Source organism: Butyrivibrio sp. AE3003, assembly GCF_000686065.1.
GTDB classification, from domain to species: Bacteria; Bacillota; Clostridia; order Lachnospirales; family Lachnospiraceae; genus Butyrivibrio; species Butyrivibrio hungatei_A.
The window spans coordinates 253,852-270,099 of record NZ_JMLX01000001.1 but is presented as its reverse complement, the minus strand read 5'-3'; the positions used below and the strand labels follow the sequence as shown (position 1 = coordinate 270,099).

Sequence of the window (16,248 nt, the reverse complement as noted above, 5' to 3'; positions counted from 1 at the left end):
TTCAAGCCCCATTTCATCCGGTTATTTAGTGTAATTAATGTTCCACTACCCCCGTCCCCCGGGTCCATTCAGCACCCACGAGAACGCCTTCGCAGTCCTTATGTCCGCATCCTTGAAGTGGTTTCCTTCATTCCATTCAAGCATACTCATAACGCCTTGCTTCCGCAACAGGTCAAAAGAAATCTCAATACAATCCGCAACAGTCGCCATTACGGGATTCCTTGTCTTTGCCTCGCGATTTCCAAGACTCAGATACACCCTGTCCGCATTGATCTTGCCTGCTTTCATGTGATCAACAAATCCCGGAAACCATATAGACGGCGAAGCTGCTGCCACTCCGGTAAAAAGATCTGTCTGATAAGCCGCCCACAGCGCAAATAAGCCCGCGAGTGAATATCCGCCGATGAAGTATTTCTTTTTCTCACGTGATATTCCCGTAACTTCTTTGCCAACTGTCAGCGGTGAAAACAATTTATCTTTAGTCTTCTCTGACAGTGCCTCATCATTCGTATACTCAGACAGCACATTACCACTTCTCAAATCCTGTAATAATTCTTTCAGCGTCTCACCTGCACCGCCTCCAAAACCTTCATCTCCGAACACTGCAGGTGCCTGCCACGGCGACAGCTCCATATTCCAATCTTCAACCTTATAGGCAAGCAAAAAGAAATCCTCTCCGACACTATCTCTTATATGCGCAATTTCTTTTTCCATACCCGAAACTTCATGTTCCCCGAGCATCTGTACAAGTACATTTGCAGAATCGGGATTTCCGTATTCGTAACGCTTCATCCGATAAGCCTCCAAGCCAGCATATTAGCAGCATTTGCTCTATTCGGTTTCATCACCGTAAAATCATGATTAGCATTGTTTCCATCATTGGAAATCAAGCTCAGTATCGGTTTCATCACCAAAATCATGATCAACATCGATTTTAACCTATAAATCCGCGTCTTTTCGCCTCATCAATCAGCTTTGGCTGAATCAGCGGATAAGTCAGCTCTTGCGGCACCTCATCAAATAACGCAATTCTCTCGATCTCACTGTGGAGCTCTTTTTCCAGCTCTTTAATCTCAGCATAGAACAGGCCGCCGAAAGTTTCCGCTCCATCGAACTCATCAGGCGCTGTAACCAAATAGATGCAGACCGGTTTGATATCATACTTCACCGCACCAGTCTCCTCATAAAGCTCACGCTTTGCGGCATCCAATATAGATTCGCCATCTTCTCTGTGCCCGCCCGGAATCTCATATGTACTGCGCTCTCTGTGCTTGCAAAATACATACTTTCCATCCATCTTAGCAATAATAACCGCAAATTTAAGATGTGAATCTTCCATCTTGTCGTAAAATTTTATCTGCATGTTTTCACCTTCGTTCTATATTGTTGTGGATTGATTTCATGGCGCCGATTGACTCAACTTGGTGATTTTCTTTTCCGCAGTCATGCGGCTCCCCCGGCAATTGACTCAACTTAGCATTTCCCCCTCTGCAGTAATCCAATTCCGCTCCTGCGAATGACCCTATTCCGCAATTTCCTCTTCCAGAGTCATAGTATCTCGCAAAGATATATGACCTAAATCAGCTTTTTCACCTTCTAGGGTCATAGCACCTCAACAAGCTATATGACCTAAATCAGCCTTTTCACCTTCTAGGGTCATAGCACCTCAACAAGCTATATGACCTAAATCAGCCTTTTCACCTTCTAGGGTCATAGCACCTCAACAAGCCATATGACCTAAATCAGCCTTTTCACCTTCTAGGGTCATAGCAGCTCGCAAAGCCATATGACCCAAATCAGCTTTTTCACCTTCTAGGGTCATAGCATCTCGCAAAGCCATATGACCCAAATCACCCTTTTCACCTTCTAGGGTCATAGCATCTCGCAAAGCCATATGACCTAAATCAGCCTTTTCACCTTCTAGGGTCATAGCAGCTCGCAAAGCCATATGGCTCAGATTGCCATTTCTTCTCCTGCAGTCATCCGATTACGCCCAATCACTCTTCGCCCCTACACCTGTATCAATACCCTCTCGCCTTATCAACCACATGCTTAAGCGGCCTGCCCTCGGCGTAATTGACCATATTCTCGCAGAACATCTCAACATTTTTATCGAGCGTATGATCAAGTGTCAAATTGCCTGCCACATGCGGCGTTATGATCAGGTTCTTAGTATTCCAAAGAGGACTTGCCTCCGAAAGCGGCTCGTTTGCAAATACATCAAGCGCTGCCCCCGCAAGCCTTCCACTCTCAAGATTCTCTATAAGTGCACTTTCATCAATTGCCGATCCGCGTCCGACATTCACAACATATGCGCCCTTAGGCAGAAGTACCATTCTTTCTTTGGATAACACCCCTTCTGTCTCCGCAGTCCCTGGAAGGCACATGACCAGCAGCTCGGTATCACGGAGCACTTCATCAAGCTCATCAATTCTGAATATCTTGTCAAAAGAACTTTCGCTGCATTTTCCACTCCTGCACACGCCTACAATACTCTTAGGTTCAAACGCTTTCGCTCTTTTTGCAAAAGAACTTCCTATATCACCGGTACCAAGCACCGTAATCCTACAGTCCTTAAGCGACTTCTGAGGCAACGGTCTACCCCATTCTCCCAAAATAGACTTTCTGAAAAAGACATGCATTTGCCTCATCATCATAAGACTCACCATGATTATATGTTCCGCAATGCTCACTCCATATGCCCCTGCAGAATTGGTAATGATGCAGTCCTCATTTGCAAATACACCCGGTTTCAAAAGAAAATCAACACCAGCTGAAGGTGCACAGAACCACTTAATATGCCTGCTCTTTCCGATTGTTTTTAATCCTGTTCCATAAAAGACTTCTGCATCCTCAAACCCTTCCGGGATGCTGTCTTCAGAATCTATAAAACAGACTTCAGCACCGACTTTATCTGCCGTTTCTCTTATCATATTCTTGTGCCTCGATTTTAATGCATTGTTATAAACAATTATTTTCATCTAACCCCCATCCTTGTATATCAATTACAAACTTTATATCCGTAAAAGCCATTTCTCTTATTTCTACGTGTACAAAATCTATTTATGGATTCTATGTCCGTATTATTACTCCTAAATCCACTTACCTCTACGTGTACAGATCAATTCTAAGGTTTTAATGTCCGTAAAGTCACTTCTACATTAGCTCATTTCTACGTGTACAGATCCATTTCTCAGATTCTATGCCCGTAAAGCCATTACCACATTCACTCATTTCTGCGTGCATAAATCTTTTTCTCGGATTCTATACCCGTAATACCATTCTCTATTCGATGCAAGAAGTCAGCCTTGCACAATAAAAGACAGCGTCTTTGCAATCTCAGACTCTGTGCAGCCAATCTGCTGTGCCGCATGTTCAACAGTATCTATAGTCTCCGCATGCTCTGTAAGCCTGTCTCCAAAACCTTTTTCTTCAAGAAATTCTTTTACCCTTGTATTTAGCATATCTAAGCTCCTCCGATCACTTTTTTCACTTTGGATTACCTGGGATTTCCTGATGTTTCTCTTCCCTCGTCTTCGGGAGAATATTCACTCCAAATTCCCTTTGAAAACCCAAAACTGTAAATTGAAAATCTTTCAAGTGTAGATCCATTCTTCAGATCATATGCATTTAAATCTTTTTTCAAATAATCCTTTTGAACCGTCTCTGCTTCATCATTCGCTATATTAGGATATGATAATAATACATAAATAATCCGCTTATTATCATTGTCGATAAGTGCATATTCATAAACACTACTATACCCGTCCGATGACACGTATGCTGGAAAATTATATGTTTCTGTATCATATATGATATTTTCTATATGATAATCACTATCCTCACGATTTGTTTCGAACACCGTGCAAGATATCTTTGACAAGCGTTCTATTTCTTTTTGGAACTCATCATCTTCATATGTGGCAGAAAAAAATATATATCCATCCGTATCAAACATTCCTGTTTTAAGAGCCGATTCATATTCTACAGAAACAGCATTTTGGCCATCATTTGGAAAAATAAATAATCCGGTATCAAGATCAGATCCGTATTCTTCAAGCAAATACTCTTTATCATAGTTATCGATTCCCGACTTCTTATCATAGGGCTGGCTAGCCTCAAAAAAAGCAAGTCCGATAACAAGCGCATTTATCACAATAAATTTTACGCTTATCGCGATCAGCAAAATGACTATTACTCGCACAACCGTTGCAAAATGTTTTTTCTCGGCAAGTTTTTCCAATATTCCATTGGCATAAAGCGTTGTTATGGCAAATGCCACCAATCCCAAAAAAGATAATACAACCGCCCCAAACCTGAATATATTAGGCTCATATTCAATGCACTGAAACACTACTGCCAAAGTCAGGAACATTGTTCCTATCAGGCTGATTATCCTTACCCATTTGAAAAGACTGCTTTTCTCCGTTCCTGCGTAATCTGCCATTTTGTCGGCAACTTCTTTTATTTCTTCATTCATCCCGCTTTTCCTTTCGCCATCAATTATTTCTCGCACATCCACATCGTAATAATCAGCAATAGCGGACAAAAGAGAAATATCCGGCATATTAGATCCTGTCTCCCAACGTGAAACGCTCCTTGAAGACACACCAATGAGCTGCGCAAGTTCTTCCTGGGTAATCCCTTTTTCTTTTCTCAAGTCTTTTAAAAATAAGCCTATCTTCTTCTGATCCATGGGATACCTCCTTCCCTTGCATGATAATTTAATCCGAAGCAGCATTAACACGACACAAAGCGGGAATCGCCGTATATACTGCATTAGACAGTAGTGTCTATAGCATTTTTTCCAAATAAATGCTCCCCTAAAACATGATCATCTCACACGCTTTCCGTGTATTTCACAATCAAGAGTGTAAGTGCCATCATCAGAAATCATTACGTTTTTCCAAGTAAAACTGTTATCAGTAATATCAGAAAAAATCCAATAGGTATTCTCTTCATCCAGAACCTTTCCCACAAGTTCATTGCCTTTCTTATCAAAACGAAGTCTCTTCATGCAGTGATCACAAGTATATACAACATCATAGCAATTCTCAAAATGGTTAAACATGCGTAAAGAAGAGCCGTATTCACCATCCGGCTGAGGCGCTTTTTCTTTGGTATCACGCGACGGAAATATAAAAACATCCTGTATTCCCGCACCTTCAAGCACTCTTCTAAAGAGCCATTCGCCTTTCACATATCTTTTTTGACCATTAAATTCATCATAATAATCGCAGTCCCAATCTCCAATAAGCGGTGCAAACCAATCGTATTCATCAGGGATCTTATCAGTTTTGAGAGATAATAATGCATCAACAAAGCTATCCATTTTTATACCTTCCTTTTGGCTTCCTCTAAGTCATCTCATAAAAAACACTCAAGAATATGTAATATCAAAAAAGTACCGCACGGATTATGTTTCGCTTGGTACTTTTATATACTAATAGTATTTCAATTTATCCTTCAAGAATATCAAGTTCATCATCTATTGCCCTTGATACAAACTGATTTATCGTGATTCCCTCATTTGCAGCGTATAAAGCAATTTTTTTATGCTGCTCCGGTTTAATACGCACATTAAAAGATCCTTTAAACTCGCGTTCAGGTTCTTTTCCAACTTGTTTACAGTAATCAAGGTAATTATCTATACAGTCGTGCATTGACTGAGTTAGCTCCTTTACAGACTCTCCATGAAAATTCAAAGAGTCATTGATTCCAAGCACATGACCTATAAAAATCTGGTCCTCACTGTCAAACTCAACTTTTGCATGATACCCATTGTATTCCATCAATGAACTGATCATTCTATCTCACCTACTTCCTTCAAAAAAGCTTTAATCATTTTGATATGGTATCGATATAATTCGTTTCCCGGATGTGGTCCATCAAACTGAAGTATTCGCTTAGTTTCCACATGATAATAACCTATTCCTGAACCTCTTCCACCTTCAAATTTTTCACATCCACACTGCTTCATCAGAGCATCAAGCTCTCGTATGGTAAAGCTTGTTGGTGCCGGTTTTGACAACAGTTTTTCCAATAACTTAGATTTCTTTGGCACAGCAACTCCTTTGCAACTATTTTCCAGTTACACTATAACATTTTGCAACATCCCAGTCAATTTTTTATTACTTACCGGTAGCATATAACGCTCACAGTCTGGTCATACTCCTTACCTTTTTCAAGCTTGAACGGATGCTGTTTTGCCACGCCGCCGAACCAATTGTATGGCAGGTCATTTTCTGTTTCGCCGTTGCATATTTCAACTGCACCTTGCCGCATACACCTAAGCAATGATATGTCGTCAAAGCCTGTCGCATGCCCGTGCAATATCACATCAGCCTCTTTTTCCAAGAACATGATCTTATCAAGCGCCTTTACGTATTCTTGCATCTCCGGGCAGCCGTCCAATTGCATCCATAAATGATGGTTAACGGAATCACCTGTGAAAAGAATCCTCTCCTCCCTTAGAAGCAACAGAATTCCGCCGGGAGTATGCCCCGGAAGTTCATATACTTCAAGTGTCTTTCCTCCAAGATCTATCACATCGCCGTCTTTAATCGGCTTAAGCGGAGGAACAGATAAGCCTTTCTCATTACAAATCTTCACAAATTCAGGCTCATTAAAAAAAGACGATGCCATTTCAAAATCCTTAGGATTCATGTATGCCTCATCAAAGTATACATTCCCAAAGATATGATCCGGATGGCCATGCGTGTTTACAACAACGATCGGCTTGTCAGTAATTTCCCTGACAACCTTGTGAAGGTCATTATAGCCATTCATCGTATCGATCACGCAGACTCTTTCATCGCCTACAACTATGTACCCCGTCGCTTCGTGCGCCTCATCCATAAGATATAGAAAAGGCTTTAATTGCTTAATATACAATTCTTTTTCCATACAAAAGACCTCCCGAAACATCAGCTCACGTTTATACTCCGCTTGGTACTTTTAATCAGTATATCATTATCACAATTACTATAATGAATATGCCACAATGCCCACCACTGCCGACAAACAAATAAGCATGATAGGATTTAACCCTTTTTTCAAAACCTTCCTTGAGCCAAAATATATAAGCGCAATAGCGCAGGTCAGCCCGATTGTGAGAAAATCCGCCTTGGAATGAAATAACAGTCCGCAGTTTTTTACAAGCATAAGTGCACCCGTCACCAGAATAATCCCGATAATACATGGCTTTAATCCACTCAAAACCGCTTTTACATATTGATTTTGGAGGAACTTATTCATAACTACCATGATCAGCAAAATGATGAAAAAAGCCGGCAACACAACCGCTGTAGTGGCAATTGCCGCACCTATAAGTCCTCCTTTTTCACTACCCACATATGTAGCCATGTTTACCATGATCGGTCCGGGAGTACTTTCGCTTATTGCGATCATATATGTCAACATCTCTTCATCAAGCCATCCATGAGCCATAACCACATCCCTGATAAGTGGAATCGCTGCATAGGCGCCACCAAAAGAAAAGAAGCCGACTTCCAAAAAGCCTATGAGCAAATCAAGATATATCATTTCTCTACCCGCTCCTTTTCCGCATTTTTTATCATAAATACCATAAGTCCAATAACTGCAGCCGCGAGCATCAATACCATCGAAGATATATTTAGTGAAAAAAGATTGATCACTACCGTTGAAATCACAGCAAAGCAGACCATTGAAATCTGCAATGGCGCTTTTTTCATCTTTTTTAGCATCTTTAAAGCTGCATCTATGATAAGAATTCCCACCGCTATCTTGATTCCCCTAAAAGCATTTGCTACCCGGGTTATCTCAAGAAAATGATCCAGAAATCTTGATATTAAATAGATAATTATGAAAGAAGGGAGCACCACCCCAAGCGTTGCTGCGATTGCTCCCTGTAATTTACCTTTCTTATATCCGACATAGGTTGCACAGTTAATCGCTATAGGCCCCGGTGTAGACTCCGCGATCACCACAACCGTCATCATTTCATCATGTGTTATCCATTTTTTATTCTCAACGCAAATATTCTCTATCAGAGAGATCATCGCGTAACCTCCGCCAAAGGTAAACAATCCTATTTTGGCAAAGGTAAAAAACAATTCAAATAATACAGGCACTTTAACGTCTCCTTAATTATCACAAAGTCATTCTCATCGAAGCCACACCGTCAGTGCAATCCACTTCTTCAAAACCCATGCGCTTATACAGACCATATCCAACGCTCATCACTTCCGGCTTGGTAGTAAATTTCACTTCTTTAAAACCAAGCTCTCGGCTTCTGTCCAACATCTCATTCATAAGAATTCTTGCATAACCTTTTCCGCGATAATCAGGCTTAATATACAGTCTTCGCGCTTCACAGGTTTCATCATCTACATGTTTAATCGCGATAGTAGCTATAGGATTTTCATTTTCAAATCCAATCAAAAGAGCTCCGCCTTTATAATACGTGCCAAGATCCGCCAATTCTTTATCCAATGATACAAAGCAGCTCTCGGCACCTTTTATTTCAGAGTATTCCCTGATCAGCATTTTCGCTACTTCGTAGTCCTCGCAGTCCTTTATTTCAAACATTTAATTGCCTCTCCTTTTATAATGTATTTTGTCATATATATTTTATATCCGGCTTATCATGTTCATCAAACTCACGCCTTAGCGTAATATTGTGTTGTTTTGCCATTCCATGTATTCGGACGTAATAAGCACCGGCCTGCTGCCATGTTTCCAGTGCCCTAATAACTTGTATGTTCATAGTACCCTTTCCGGACTCAACTTAAATACAGCGGAAATTTATAAAGTTGCATTTCCCGCTGCCATAATCAAGACAAAAGCTTGCTTTTCAACAGCGGATTTTATAAAAACGTTTATTTCGCTGTCATAATTAAAAAAAATGCTTCTTTTTCGGCGGCAAAAATCATACATTCACCGGTTTCCGCCGCTTTATCTCCACTTCTATTTTCCGTAAAGCAAAACTTTAAACGTAAAACTTTAAATTCGCATTTCTTTTTTAATCATGACCTCTTGATTTCGGCGACTTAGCTTACCCACTTCTTACAAATAGTATTTGCTAAAACAATAGTTGCGATAGAATTGCATTTTATACATTCTTGAACATGAAGTTCAAGAATGCATCAACCAAGCTAATTTGAATCGACTTCGTCGATAGGGCTTGGTTGACTCCTGAATCATGTTCTCACGAAATCCGCAGCCAGTGCGGATTTCTGTAATTTCAGTTAAGATATCATACTATTATATACCCTTCAGACGCCAAAACGTCCAACGCTCGCTCAAAGTTTTCTTCTTTCACAAGAATATAATCCGTGTTATATGTCGACACAGCGAAGATTCCGATTTTATGCTCCGCGAGTATGCCGGACAGCTTTGACAAAATGCCGACCAATGAAAAATCAAGAACCCCCTGAATACGAAAGCCTCTCCAGCCATCATCACGCTCGAGCGTGTTTTGTGGCGCATCCTCCGTTCTGCACACCAATGACAACTCTTCATCAGTCTTACCGATAAAGTAGAAAGGGGCATCCATGTTAATATTGGATGCCTCTGCCACTTTGCAAACAGTAAGTTTATGCTCAATTCTCTTCAATTCCATATGTAATCGTTTCCTCCATAAACTTCACCCCCATGCGCTTATACCCCTTTTATACCCCTTATTTCTTCAGCGCATCGTAAATATCCTTCGTATACAGCCTGGTGCCATAAAAATCTTTTCTGGAGCAACCGGCACGGCCACCTCCCGCGCAAGCGCATGCACATGCACAGGCGCAAGCACATCCGCCGCCACCGCCACCGTCATGGACATGGTAATTACTACTTGTGCTCTTATTAAAATCCTGATCTATATAAAACTTTGCACCAAGTCCTCTTTTTTCCGAATATCCATCTTCACGTACCGCCTTACACACACTCATAAGGACAATGCATATAAGCAGTCCGCCTAATGGTATAACCAATAACATAATACTGCATAATTGCTTGTCCTCGTCAGTATATAATTCGCTAATGTCAGCTCTATGTTGGTCATTCGAAGGTTTGTCGCTTACATTTCCCGACATATAGTCATATTGATTTATGTCATAAGAAAGTCGTGCAGTTTCTTTCAGATTATATCCACCGGCATCATTGACCCATACATAATATCCGTTCTCAAGCTTAGGATTACCTCTGACATCCAAAACATCCTCAGCATTCCAACGAACTACCACTTTATCTACCGGCGTATCCGGAAACCATCCCGGAGTAAATTTATAATTGACACAATCTTTTTTCATTTTAAAAAGATTTTTTTGATGAAGCGAAAAATCAAGTACCAGTGTTTCTCCTGCCGTATATCTTTTATCCAGGTTAAGCCTTACGTAATCGCCATCATCAATGTAATGACTTATGGAATCAATATTGTCGGAAATCGCTTTAAATTCATCGGCATATCTATTGGCTAATCCAACCTTTACCCAGGTTAACGGCCCCTCTGATTCACTATCCAATACCTCCCATACGATATGATACGAAATATCACAGGAGCCATCTTTACGCATATCTACCGTCACTTCATAATCATGAATGTGATCTAAAGGTTTTGCCGCCTTTACAACCGGGCAGTATAACAAACTTGCAAAAAAGATTATTGCAACAGCAAAACCAAATATTCTTTTATTCATGTACTACCTCCCCTTCATTCATTTTACGAAGAGGGCATATTCCTTCAGCCTTTGCAGATTCCATTCGAATCTTCTTACATTTTCGCCCATTCCAAATCTTCTTCCAAGAATCCTTGAGCATATCGCCAAGGGTATCATCGGATAGCCAGCTTTGACATGGTATTACCCTACCGTCCGGATTAATTGCCATATTGCTAAGACATGCCCCGCAACTTGGTACGACCATGTGAAGCTGCGCTAATTTTCCACTTTCAATCCATCCCGGAGATGTAAAATCTATTTCCATGTCATGACTGTCGGTATATTCTTTTGCAGCTCGTAATATTTCATATAATTCATCACTTGTAAGCTGGGATTGTCTTGATGCATCCGAAGTAGCATTTCCCGTGACAATCAAACCTGAACAAGTCACGTATTGCACACCTAATTCGTGCAGGAACTCCAGCATACCTACATAATCCTTATTTAGTGAACATAATGGTGTATTAACACTTAAATTCAAACCTGCTGCCAACGCATTTTTTATTCCGTTTATCGTATCATTGAAATGCTTTGAACCAACCAGCTCATTATGCACTTCTTCAATATGCGAATACAAAGTTACCTGAACACTGTCAAGTTCAGCGTCCATCAAATTCTTAGACAACTGCTCTGTCAGAAGTATTCCGTTAGTATTTAATCGCGTCACAAACCATCGCGAATATCGAATCAGCTCAACTAAATCTTTTCGCAAAGTCGGCTCTCCACCGGTAAAAGTAAGCTGAGGTATTCTTGCGCTCTTACAACAATCAATTACCTTCTTCCATTCAGAAGTTGACAATTCTTTAGTTTCCGCATATTTTTGGCCTGCGGCGTAACAATGAAGACAATGCTGATTACATGCCCAGTTGCCGTCTTTTGTCATGGCTGATACCATAAGGTCCATTCTATGCGGCGCTGTCATATGAGGTGCATACTCAGAAAGACTCATTATTCCAATATCAACAGCAGGAAGCTCATTTCTTGCAATGTCATCAAAAGTGCTGACGATTGTTTGCAAATCTTCTTTCAGAAGCTCGTCTGATACAGTTGGATATACTTTTCTTACGCGATGAAAAACCCCCAGCAAAATATCATCAAGAATTTCCCGGCTCATCTGTCCATCGCCAAAACTATTAACCCCACGAACAAACTCGGTTAAAAGAATCGCCCATGCCTCATTGATTGGCAACACATCCTGACCATTTAAAATAACCGTAGAAGGTGCAAAATGAAATAATCTAAATTTGGGCGGAATCATGTGGATTCTGATCACACCGGGTCCGTTTGGATTCCATGTCGTATGTACAACGCCCTTCCACTCTTTTAATTCATATAATTTTTCACGTATCATATTTTTTACCCATATCAATTATTATGCTAAAAAAGTCTTCCAACAAATTACAACCATAAAATAGCGCACTGCATGGCATAGTTTATTCCAAACACCAAAACTACATATATAAATCCCCAGTATGGTCTTAAAATTCCAATGCCATCATCTCGCACCAATCCGGTCTCATCCGGCATTTTTTCTCTGATTTCCATTTCATTTTTATAATTGTAATAAGCACCTTTGGACAAGAAATACAAAACAAATATCTCAATTATTCCGCAAAAAAATGCTGAAGCAACCGCTCCCTTATGTCCACCTGAATCAATCAACATAAGAAATAAGAACATGTTAAAAAACATTACTATCAGTTGATGCTTACGACTCCTGTGGTAAAAACAGCGCTTATCCAGTAAATCGATGTTTTCCTTCGTGAACTTCGGCAGTTTTTCTCTGAGCATTGGATCAACTTCAGCCAAATAATCAACGAACATTTCATATCGTTCTTCCGCTTTTTTTCGCTCACCTAAATGACCCACATTATAAAAGAAAACTATCTTCTCAAATCCCAGCCAAAATTCAATGCCGCGGCTTCCTATGCGATAGTGTCCTGCATTTATAGATTCTGCCCATTCACTATAGCTGTGCTGTTTTGTAATCCCAAACGGCCACTCATATATGATTCCATCCGGATTCATTCTAAGTACACGCTTATTCATTTTTTCCCTAAATGCATTTTTCACAAAAAGCAGATATACTGCCAGTACAAACATTATGACTATGTTTGCATTTGTTCTGGAACTGACGGATTCATCGCTCCACAAAAAAATTAAACCAAATAAAACTGAAAACACAAGTAACCACATGCCCAAAAATTGCCACAGAAAATCATACGCTCCTTCTCCCAGTTCTGCGCGCGGTATATCCTTTAAACTTTTGATTTGCCTATAAGTTCTTTTATTTTCTTTTACAGCTTTCATAAACCCCACTCACTTCTTACAAATAGTATTTGCTAAAACAATAGTTGCGATATAATTGCATTATATACTATTATATACCCTTCAGACGCTAAAACGTTCAACAATGTTCTGTGGCATATCCTCCGTTCTGCACACCAATGACAACTCTTCATCAGTCTTACTGATAAAGTAGAAAGGGGCATCCATGTTAATATTGGATGCCTCTGCCACTTTGCAAACAGTAAGTTTATGCTCAATTCTCTTCAATTCCATATGTAATCGTTTCCTCAATAAACTTAAAATCATAAACTTAAAAATTGCTGTTTTTTACTTCTTCTTGATTGGGATCCACAGCTCGCAGAATATATCCGGCCTGGTTCCGTCATAGTAAAGTTCGTAGTCGGTCTCTTCAGAAGCTTCATAGCCCATCTGCGGCAAAAACTCCTTATAGAACTTTACCCAGGTCTTAGCGATGCAGTCGCCGTCTTCGCCTACACAGTCAAATACCACATACGTACCGGGATTGACGTCCCAGATGCGGAAACCTTTTTTCTCCAGATCATTCCGGTCAAATTCTGCGGTATCCTCATCTATGATTATACCGATGCCATATTCGAAAGTATCTTTCCCTTCTTTCGTAGGACTGCAAAGACCGTATAGGTCTCGCTTTCCGTCCTCTCTCAGCATGTAGATTGGAGAAAGCATCTGCTTACTGTTGCACTCTCCCCAGAAGTCCGCCACATCGTGGTTTGCTTCGTCGTTAATGATACCGTTGCTGAACTCTCTTACCAGTGCTATAAACTTCTTTTCCTTTGTTTGAACAATGCGATAATCCATACTCTTACCACCTTTCACAGATATAGTAATCGTAAGCGGATTAAAAAGCACAAGTTTGCAGTCTTCTTCTCTGGCTGTTTTGGGCGCAACACCATGAAATCTTGTAAACGCTTTGGTAAAACTTTCCGGTGTCTCATATCCATACTTCATCGCCAGATCAGTGATCTTCGCATCGGTCTCCACAACTTCTTTTCCCGCCAAAGACAAGCGGCGGTTTCTTATATACGCGTTGGCCGTTAAGCCCGTCACGAAACTGAAAGCCCTGTGAAACTCGTAGCTCGACGTGTGCACCTGCTTCGCTACATCTTCATAGTTGATTTCCTCGAGAAGATGCTCCTCCATATACGTGATGGCTTTTTGTAATGCTTCGATCCATTCCATGCTTTTGTTCTCCCTCTTACACAGTCCATTATGGACAAGATCCGGATTAGGTACATTTCCTCGTTTGCGAAGATTTGTCAGGTTGATGTCGTGCTTCTTATTTTATATCCCTCAGCGCTCTAATCCACTGAGCCAGATTGTCTCGATTCATCTCTTTTAATGCACGAAAGTATACGTCAAATGCCACCGGATCATTTTCCTTCATAAATCGCAGTGCCTTTTTAGGGCCATGATAATACAAATGCTTTATATCAAAATAGATTTCCTGACTGTCCATAAGAAGCCAGTGCCACCTAAAATAGCCTTCCGCATCTTCTCTGACAGTTCTTGCAAGCATCTTTTCGCACCAATTAATCTCTTGTTCTATTTCATCATCAGATTTCGTCGAAGCTTGGTCTATATGCTCATTTACTTTTCTAATTAGTTTTTCTGCCGCTCCATTCTGATCCTGAATTATAATGCCATCAAACACTTGAAGAAATTTCTCGGGATCATACTCAGAAAAAAACTTTTTCTCAGGATAAATCCAAACATCCAAAACAGCATCCGCAACTACAGACGAATCATGCTTTTCAACATCTCCGGCAATCACAAGCGCATCAAAATCGCTATTTTCATTGGCACTACCATCAGCATATGATCCGTACTTGATAATTGCAGTAGGATTGTATGTCTTTTCCAAATACTCCACTATTTTCTGCTCTCTATATAAAGTCATATCCATAGTCATCACCTTCGTAAAAAATTTATGGCGCCTCATCTGTACCGGTTTTTAGCGCCGATTCTTCAATGTCCCTATATATTGCAGCGAGTTTTCGGCGGAATTTATAAATTTGCATTTCTCGCTGCCATAATTAAAGCCAATACTTGCTTTTCAACAGCGATTATTATAAAAACTGTTTTTTCCCGCTGTCACGATCAAGACACAAGCTTGCTTTTCGACAGCGATTATTATAAAACTGTTTTTTCCCGCTGTCATAATCAAGACACAAGCTTGCTTTTCAACAGCGATTTTTATAAAACTGTTTTTTTCTCGCTGTCATGATCAAGGCGCAAGTACTCTTCTCGACAGCGGATTTTTGTAAAACTATATTTCCCGCTGTCACGATCAAGGCGCAAGTACTCTTCTCGACAGCGAATTTTTGTAAAACTATATTTCCCGCTGTCACGATCAAGGCGCAAGTACTCTTCTCGACAGCGGATTTTTGTAAAACTATATTTCCCGCTGTCATGATCAAGGCGCAAGCCTACTTTTCAACAGCGATTTTTATAAAACTGTTTTTTCCCGCTGTCATGATCAAGCCACAAGTACTCTTCTCGACAGCGGATTTTTGTAAAACTATATTTCCCGCTGTCATGATCAAGCCACAAGTACTCTTCTCGACAGCGGATTTTTGTAAAACTATATTTCCCGCTGTCATGATCAAGACACAAGTACTCTTCTCGACAGCAGGAATTATGTATTTACCTATTTTCGCTGTTTATTCGCCGATTTTCTTTTTAATCGCTAAAATCATGCACCCGGCAATCTTGCGTTAACATCGCCTATAAGCAACCTAAATTTACTTCCTCACCCCAAAATTCAATATTCCATTTATTGTGTGAATTAAAAAGAACGGGCCTGTCGCTCCAACCAATAGATAATTGCTCTTCCACAATCCAAAGAAAAAATAGTACAAAGGAACCGCCGCGAATTGGCTTAATACTATCAACCATCCACGTTGATATCCGCTGTAATAAAATGCCCATCCCACAAAGTTCATCAGTATCATTAGAATGGTTAAGCAGAAAAAGATTTTTTCTCTTGCAGATGCTATCGAAAAAATTTTCACATCATCCCTCACGATCAGCATCAGCAAAATCATGCACAGAAATCCAAATATACCCTGAACCGTTTCAAGCCATTTAATCTCATTTTGCATGTTCATTATCGGATTGGATGCAGGTTTTATCAGCGGCATTATCATATACGGAATCTCCTGTATGACAAATGCCGCAACACCTATAAGCGATATTCCCAGATAGTAATTTTTAAACAAGTGTATGAATT

The 16,248-nt window shown here is 40.3% G+C and carries 23 protein-coding genes; 1 reads left to right on the top strand and 22 read right to left on the bottom strand.

Translation table 11 applies throughout. From position 1 onward, the window contains the following. Nucleotides 1-45: 45 nt before the first annotated feature. The 21 genes from CD00_RS0101365 to CD00_RS0101250 all read right to left on the bottom strand — a co-directional run bounded on the left by CD00_RS0101365 (nt 46) and on the right by CD00_RS0101250 (nt 14,922). Nucleotides 46-792: a hypothetical protein gene (locus tag CD00_RS0101365; protein WP_026654275.1), complete on the bottom strand. Its 747-nt coding sequence runs from the start codon at nt 790-792 to the stop codon at nt 46-48. A gap of 142 nt (nt 793-934) precedes the next feature. Then, complete coding sequence (locus tag CD00_RS0101355) at nt 935-1,363, bottom strand: NUDIX hydrolase (RefSeq protein ID WP_026654274.1); 429 nt, start codon at nt 1,361-1,363, stop codon at nt 935-937. A 357-nt stretch (nt 1,364-1,720) separates the two neighbouring features. Next, nucleotides 1,721-1,930 carry a hypothetical protein gene (locus CD00_RS0101345; protein WP_185750366.1) on the bottom strand — a complete coding sequence of 70 codons (210 nt, stop codon included), beginning with the start codon at nt 1,928-1,930 and terminating at the stop codon, nt 1,721-1,723. A gap of 91 nt (nt 1,931-2,021) precedes the next feature. Next, nucleotides 2,022-2,981 (bottom strand): D-2-hydroxyacid dehydrogenase, encoded by a 960-nt coding sequence (locus CD00_RS0101340; RefSeq protein ID WP_026654272.1) that lies wholly within the window; start codon nt 2,979-2,981, stop codon nt 2,022-2,024. A 321-nt stretch (nt 2,982-3,302) separates the two neighbouring features. Then, nucleotides 3,303-3,464 carry a hypothetical protein gene (locus tag CD00_RS19685; protein ID WP_242838901.1) on the bottom strand — a complete coding sequence of 54 codons (162 nt, stop codon included), beginning with the start codon at nt 3,462-3,464 and terminating at the stop codon, nt 3,303-3,305. A gap of 35 nt (nt 3,465-3,499) precedes the next feature. Next, nucleotides 3,500-4,696: a helix-turn-helix domain-containing protein gene (locus tag CD00_RS19680; protein ID WP_081811805.1), complete on the bottom strand. Its 1,197-nt coding sequence runs from the start codon at nt 4,694-4,696 to the stop codon at nt 3,500-3,502. Nucleotides 4,697-4,834: 138 nt separating this feature from the next. Beyond that, complete coding sequence (locus tag CD00_RS0101325) at nt 4,835-5,332, bottom strand: hypothetical protein (RefSeq protein ID WP_034461899.1); 498 nt, start codon at nt 5,330-5,332, stop codon at nt 4,835-4,837. A 127-nt stretch (nt 5,333-5,459) separates the two neighbouring features. Further along, entirely contained in the window at nt 5,460-5,807 is a 348-nt protein-coding gene (locus tag CD00_RS0101320; protein WP_026654270.1) for a type II toxin-antitoxin system HicB family antitoxin, read from the bottom strand. After that, complete coding sequence (locus CD00_RS0101315; RefSeq protein ID WP_026654269.1) at nt 5,804-6,064, bottom strand: type II toxin-antitoxin system HicA family toxin; 261 nt, start codon at nt 6,062-6,064, stop codon at nt 5,804-5,806. Before CD00_RS0101315 ends, CD00_RS0101320 begins: the two co-directional genes overlap by 4 nt. Before the next feature lie 71 nt (nt 6,065-6,135). Next, a complete protein-coding gene (locus CD00_RS0101310) occupies nt 6,136-6,906 on the bottom strand; it encodes an MBL fold metallo-hydrolase (protein WP_026654268.1) in 771 nt (256 codons plus the stop codon). 78 nt (nt 6,907-6,984) lie between these two features. Continuing rightward, a complete protein-coding gene (locus tag CD00_RS0101305; RefSeq protein ID WP_026654267.1) occupies nt 6,985-7,545 on the bottom strand; it encodes a chromate transporter in 561 nt (186 codons plus the stop codon). Continuing rightward, nucleotides 7,542-8,114 (bottom strand): chromate transporter, encoded by a 573-nt coding sequence (locus CD00_RS0101300; RefSeq protein WP_026654266.1) that lies wholly within the window; start codon nt 8,112-8,114, stop codon nt 7,542-7,544. The genes CD00_RS0101305 and CD00_RS0101300 overlap by 4 nt, the downstream gene beginning before the upstream one ends. A 19-nt stretch (nt 8,115-8,133) precedes the next feature. Continuing rightward, a complete protein-coding gene (locus CD00_RS0101295; RefSeq protein WP_026654265.1) occupies nt 8,134-8,571 on the bottom strand; it encodes a GNAT family N-acetyltransferase in 438 nt (145 codons plus the stop codon). Nucleotides 8,572-8,602: 31 nt separating this feature from the next. Further along, nucleotides 8,603-8,749 carry a hypothetical protein gene (locus CD00_RS19675; protein WP_185750365.1) on the bottom strand — a complete coding sequence of 49 codons (147 nt, stop codon included), beginning with the start codon at nt 8,747-8,749 and terminating at the stop codon, nt 8,603-8,605. A 489-nt stretch (nt 8,750-9,238) separates the two neighbouring features. Then, the gene (locus CD00_RS0101280) at nt 9,239-9,604 is read right to left on the bottom strand and encodes an ACT domain-containing protein (protein ID WP_026654264.1); all 366 of its coding nucleotides are present in this window, start codon (nt 9,602-9,604) and stop codon (nt 9,239-9,241) included. A gap of 58 nt (nt 9,605-9,662) precedes the next feature. Beyond that, nucleotides 9,663-10,670 carry a hypothetical protein gene (locus CD00_RS0101275; RefSeq protein ID WP_026654263.1) on the bottom strand — a complete coding sequence of 336 codons (1,008 nt, stop codon included), beginning with the start codon at nt 10,668-10,670 and terminating at the stop codon, nt 9,663-9,665. Then, nucleotides 10,663-12,042, bottom strand: coding sequence for a radical SAM protein (locus CD00_RS0101270; protein ID WP_026654262.1), 1,380 nt, complete (start codon nt 12,040-12,042; stop codon nt 10,663-10,665). The genes CD00_RS0101275 and CD00_RS0101270 overlap by 8 nt, the downstream gene beginning before the upstream one ends. Before the next feature lie 47 nt (nt 12,043-12,089). After that, a complete protein-coding gene (locus tag CD00_RS0101265) occupies nt 12,090-13,001 on the bottom strand; it encodes a hypothetical protein (protein ID WP_026654261.1) in 912 nt (303 codons plus the stop codon). 81 nt (nt 13,002-13,082) lie between these two features. Then, the gene (locus CD00_RS20015; protein WP_185750364.1) at nt 13,083-13,253 is read right to left on the bottom strand and encodes a hypothetical protein; all 171 of its coding nucleotides are present in this window, start codon (nt 13,251-13,253) and stop codon (nt 13,083-13,085) included. Between the two features lie 54 nt (nt 13,254-13,307). Then, nucleotides 13,308-14,198 (bottom strand): AraC family transcriptional regulator, encoded by an 891-nt coding sequence (locus CD00_RS0101255; protein WP_026654260.1) that lies wholly within the window; start codon nt 14,196-14,198, stop codon nt 13,308-13,310. 97 nt (nt 14,199-14,295) lie between these two features. After that, nucleotides 14,296-14,922, bottom strand: a complete 627-nt coding sequence (locus CD00_RS0101250) for a nucleotidyltransferase domain-containing protein (RefSeq protein WP_051594037.1) — start codon at nt 14,920-14,922, stop codon at nt 14,296-14,298. Between the two features lie 317 nt (nt 14,923-15,239). Here CD00_RS0101250 and CD00_RS20320 point away from each other — a divergent pair, with 317 nt between their 5' ends. Next, entirely contained in the window at nt 15,240-15,737 is a 498-nt protein-coding gene (locus tag CD00_RS20320; protein WP_026654258.1) for a hypothetical protein, read from the top strand. Nucleotides 15,738-15,760: 23 nt separating this feature from the next. On the opposite strand, the gene CD00_RS0101240 is transcribed toward CD00_RS20320, so the two are convergent. Next, on the bottom strand, nt 15,761-16,165 hold the full coding sequence (locus CD00_RS0101240) for a hypothetical protein (protein ID WP_242838899.1): 405 nt from the start codon (nt 16,163-16,165) through the stop codon (nt 15,761-15,763). Nucleotides 16,166-16,248 lie beyond the last annotated feature (83 nt).

What these genes read in the sequence shown, in the direction of transcription:
- CD00_RS19675 (WP_185750365.1), bottom strand. Translation starts at nt 8,749, where the DNA reads ATGAACATACAAGTTATTAGGGCACTGGAAACATGGCAGCAGGCCGGT.
- CD00_RS20015 (WP_185750364.1), bottom strand. Translation starts at nt 13,253, where the DNA reads ATGGAATTGAAGAGAATTGAGCATAAACTTACTGTTTGCAAAGTGGCA.
- CD00_RS0101305 (WP_026654267.1), bottom strand. Translation starts at nt 7,545, where the DNA reads ATGATATATCTTGATTTGCTCATAGGCTTTTTGGAAGTCGGCTTCTTT.
- CD00_RS0101310 (WP_026654268.1), bottom strand. Translation starts at nt 6,906, where the DNA reads ATGGAAAAAGAATTGTATATTAAGCAATTAAAGCCTTTTCTATATCTT.
- CD00_RS0101270 (WP_026654262.1), bottom strand. Translation starts at nt 12,042, where the DNA reads ATGATACGTGAAAAATTATATGAATTAAAAGAGTGGAAGGGCGTTGTA.
- CD00_RS20320 (WP_026654258.1), top strand. Translation starts at nt 15,240, where the DNA reads ATGATCAAGGCGCAAGTACTCTTCTCGACAGCGGATTTTTGTAAAACT.
- CD00_RS0101280 (WP_026654264.1), bottom strand. Translation starts at nt 9,604, where the DNA reads ATGGAATTGAAGAGAATTGAGCATAAACTTACTGTTTGCAAAGTGGCA.
- CD00_RS0101265 (WP_026654261.1), bottom strand. Translation starts at nt 13,001, where the DNA reads ATGAAAGCTGTAAAAGAAAATAAAAGAACTTATAGGCAAATCAAAAGT.
- CD00_RS19680 (WP_081811805.1), bottom strand. Translation starts at nt 4,696, where the DNA reads ATGGATCAGAAGAAGATAGGCTTATTTTTAAAAGACTTGAGAAAAGAA.
- CD00_RS0101295 (WP_026654265.1), bottom strand. Translation starts at nt 8,571, where the DNA reads ATGTTTGAAATAAAGGACTGCGAGGACTACGAAGTAGCGAAAATGCTG.
- CD00_RS0101365 (WP_026654275.1), bottom strand. Translation starts at nt 792, where the DNA reads ATGAAGCGTTACGAATACGGAAATCCCGATTCTGCAAATGTACTTGTA.
- CD00_RS0101275 (WP_026654263.1), bottom strand. Translation starts at nt 10,670, where the DNA reads ATGAATAAAAGAATATTTGGTTTTGCTGTTGCAATAATCTTTTTTGCA.
- CD00_RS19685 (WP_242838901.1), bottom strand. Translation starts at nt 3,464, where the DNA reads ATGCTAAATACAAGGGTAAAAGAATTTCTTGAAGAAAAAGGTTTTGGA.
- CD00_RS0101355 (WP_026654274.1), bottom strand. Translation starts at nt 1,363, where the DNA reads ATGCAGATAAAATTTTACGACAAGATGGAAGATTCACATCTTAAATTT.
- CD00_RS0101250 (WP_051594037.1), bottom strand. Translation starts at nt 14,922, where the DNA reads ATGGATATGACTTTATATAGAGAGCAGAAAATAGTGGAGTATTTGGAA.
- CD00_RS0101340 (WP_026654272.1), bottom strand. Translation starts at nt 2,981, where the DNA reads ATGAAAATAATTGTTTATAACAATGCATTAAAATCGAGGCACAAGAAT.
- CD00_RS0101240 (WP_242838899.1), bottom strand. Translation starts at nt 16,165, where the DNA reads ATGATAATGCCGCTGATAAAACCTGCATCCAATCCGATAATGAACATG.
- CD00_RS0101345 (WP_185750366.1), bottom strand. Translation starts at nt 1,930, where the DNA reads ATGACCCTAGAAGGTGAAAAGGCTGATTTAGGTCATATGGCTTTGCGA.
- CD00_RS0101325 (WP_034461899.1), bottom strand. Translation starts at nt 5,332, where the DNA reads ATGGATAGCTTTGTTGATGCATTATTATCTCTCAAAACTGATAAGATC.
- CD00_RS0101255 (WP_026654260.1), bottom strand. Translation starts at nt 14,198, where the DNA reads ATGGAATGGATCGAAGCATTACAAAAAGCCATCACGTATATGGAGGAG.
- CD00_RS0101320 (WP_026654270.1), bottom strand. Translation starts at nt 5,807, where the DNA reads ATGATCAGTTCATTGATGGAATACAATGGGTATCATGCAAAAGTTGAG.